At 71.0% G+C, this 2,982-nt stretch carries 3 protein-coding genes; all 3 read left to right on the forward strand.

Annotated elements, in window-relative coordinates:
• Positions 1-67: 67 nt before the first annotated feature.
• Positions 68-1,486 (forward strand): Fe-S cluster assembly protein SufB, encoded by a 1,419-nt coding sequence (gene sufB / locus LLG88_11440; GenBank protein MCE5247513.1) that lies wholly within the window; start codon positions 68-70, stop codon positions 1,484-1,486.
• Between the two features lie 13 nt (positions 1,487-1,499).
• Positions 1,500-2,798, forward strand: coding sequence for a Fe-S cluster assembly protein SufD (sufD, locus tag LLG88_11445; protein MCE5247514.1), 1,299 nt, complete (start codon positions 1,500-1,502; stop codon positions 2,796-2,798).
• A partial coding sequence (locus LLG88_11450; GenBank protein ID MCE5247515.1) for a cysteine desulfurase CsdA occupies positions 2,795-2,982 on the forward strand: 188 nt, incomplete at its 3' end. The genes sufD and LLG88_11450, both read left to right, overlap by 4 nt.

Raw genomic sequence — 2,982 nt, forward strand, 5'->3', positions numbered from 1 at the left:
TGGCCGACGAGCTCGAGGAGCGCGGCTACGACTGGCTCGACGGCGCGGCCGCCAAGGAGGCCTGACCATGGGCGCCCCCGAACGGGGACTCGACATCAACGCCGGGTACGAGGAGAAGTACGGCTTCTCGATGCCCGACACGTCGGTCTTCCGCACCCGCAAGGGGCTCGACGAGGCCGTCGTGCGCCAGATCTCGGCGATCAAGAAGGAGCCGGCCTGGATGACCGAGCGGCGCGTCGAGGCCTACCGCCTCTTCGCGGCGCGGCCGATGCCGACGTGGGGCGATTCCGCCGCGCTCGCCGAGATCGACTTCGACGACATGACCTACTACGTCCGCCCGGGCGAGGCGGAGTCCGACGACTGGAAGGAAGTCCCCGCCGACATCAAGAACACCTTCGACCGCCTGGGCGTGCCGGACGCCGAGCGGCGGTTCCTCGCCGGCGTGACCGCGCAGTACGAGTCGGAGGTCGTCTACCACTCGATCCACGCCGAGCTCGAGAAGAAGGGCGTGATTTTCCTCTCGATGGACGAGGGGCTGAAGCGCCACCCGGAGATCGTCGAGAAGTACTTCGGCAGCGTGATCCCGTCGAACGACAACAAGTTCGCGGCGCTCAACACGGCGGTCTGGTCGGGCGGCTCGTTCATCTACGTCCCGAAGGGCGTCAAGGTGGACATCCCGCTGCAGGCCTACTTCCGCATCAACAGCGAGGCGCTGGGGCAGTTCGAGCGGACGCTGATCATCGCCGACGAGGGGTCGTCGGTGCACTACATCGAAGGATGCACCGCGCCGATCTACCGCAAGGACTCGCTCCACTCGGCGGTCGTCGAGCTGCTCGCGCTCAAGGGGGCGCGGATCCGCTACACGACGATCCAGAACTGGTCGCGCAACATCTACAACTTGGTCACCAAGCGGGCCGTGGCCCACGAGGACGCCAGCGTCGAGTGGGTGGACGGCAACCTCGGCTCCAAGCTGACGATGAAGTACCCCGCGATCTACCTCGTCGGGCCGCGGGCCCACGGCGAGGTCCTCTCGATCGCCTTCGCCGGCAAGGGCCAGCACCAGGACGCCGGGGCGAAGATGGTCCACGCGGCGCCGAACACGACCTCGCGCATCGTCTCCAAGTCGCTCTCCAAGGACGGCGGGCGCGGCTCGTACCGCGGGCTGGTCAAGATCCACAAGGGCGCCGTCGGCGCGCGGGCCAACGTCCGCTGCGACGCGCTGATCCTCGACCCGGCCTCCCGCTCCGACACCTACCCGACGATGGAGATCGCCGAGGACCAGGTCCGCGTGGAGCACGAGGCGACGGTCAGCAAGGTCGGCGAGGAACAGCTCTACTACCTGATGAGCCGCGGCCTCAGCGACAGCGAGGCGACGACGATGATCGTCAACGGCTTCATCGAGCCGTTCACCAAGGAGCTGCCGATGGAGTACGCCGTCGAGCTCAATCGCCTGATCCAACTCGAGATGGAAGGCTCGGTGGGTTGACGGGGACGCGCACGTGACGACCGACGACAAGTACATCGCCCAAGACGCGCTCGAGGCCCTGGCCGCGGGCGCTCCCGACTGGCTCGCGGCGAACCGCCGCGGAGCCTACGAACTGTACCGCGAGGCGCTCCTCCCCGAGCGCGCGTTGCACCGCTGGCGCTACGTGGACCCGGCGCGGCTCGTGCCGAAGGGCCTCGCCCTGAACCGCGAGGCGCCGCTCGAGCGAGGGCCGGACCTGCCGGACGACGCGGAGGCCTCGGTCCTCGTGACGCGCGGGCCGGGCGGGCACGTCGTGCGCCTCGGCGCCGAGGCGCGCCGCGCGGGCGTCGTCGCGCTCGACCTCGAGCGGGCGGCGCGCGAGCGCGAGGATCTCGTCCGGCCGCTGCTCGGCGCGGTCGAGCCGCCCTCGGAGACGCCGTTCGCGGCGCTCAACGCGGCCCTCTGGAGCGGCGGGCTGCTCCTCTCCGTGCCGCGCGGGACGCGCTTGGCCAAGCCGGTCCGGCTCGCCACCGACGCCGCGCCGCAGGGGCTCTCGCTGCCGCGCAACCTGATCGTCTTCGGCGAGGGCGCCGAGGCGACGGTGCTCGAGGAGCTGACCGGCGCCGAGGACGGCGAGGCCCGGCCGATGGTCCACCGCGCCAACGAGGTCGTGGTCGGCGCGGGGGCGCGGGCGCGGCTGGTCTTCGTGCAGGAGCTCAACGCGCGCGCCGCGGCCGCCTCGACGACCCGCGTGCGGCTCGAGCGGGACGCCTTCTTCCAGCAGCTCTTCGCCGCCTTCGGCGGCGCGCTCGCCAAGACCGACCTCTTCGTCCGCGCGGTCGGCCCCGGCGCCGAGACGCAGGTGCTCGGCGCGGTCTTCGGCGGGGGCAAACGGCAGTTCGACAACCACGTCGTGATCGAGCACGAGGCCCCGGACACGACGAGCAACCTCGACGTGCGGGTGGCGCTCGACGGACGCGCCAAGGCGGCGACGACCGGGCGGCTCTACATCGCCGGGAACGCCGTGCGCAGCTCGGCCTATCAGGAGAACCGCAACCTGCTCCTCTCCGCCGACGCGAACGCGGTCTCGATCCCCGAACTCGAGATCCTGACCGACGACGTCTCGGCGAAGCACGGCGCGACCGTCGGGCCGATCGACGAGGACCAGCTCTATTACCTCCGCAGCCGCGGGCTCGACGCGCGCGAGGCGGCGGCGATGGTCGTCTCCGGCTTCTTCGAGGCGCTCTTGGCGAAGGCGCCGGAGGGGCTCGCGCAGGACGTCGTGCGGCGGCGCGTCGCCGCGCGGCTGTTCGGCGCCGAGGGACGGCGATGACCCAGCCCCTGCCCAACCTCTCCCGCACCTCCGAGGAGTGCGCCTGCGAGTTCGACATCGCGCGGGTCCGCAAGGACTTCCCGATCCTGACGCGCGAGGTCCACGGCAAGCCGCTCGTCTACCTCGACAACGCCGCGACGACGCAGAAGCCGCGGGCGGTGATCGACGCGCTGACCGACTACTA

This window comes from bacterium, from assembly GCA_021372775.1.
Lineage (GTDB): Bacteria > Acidobacteriota > Polarisedimenticolia > J045 > J045 > JAJFTU01.

Excerpts from the sequence above, each read along its gene's own strand:
- sufB (MCE5247513.1), top strand. The coding sequence starts at position 68 with ATGGGCGCCCCCGAACGGGGACTCGACATCAACGCCGGGTACGAGGAG.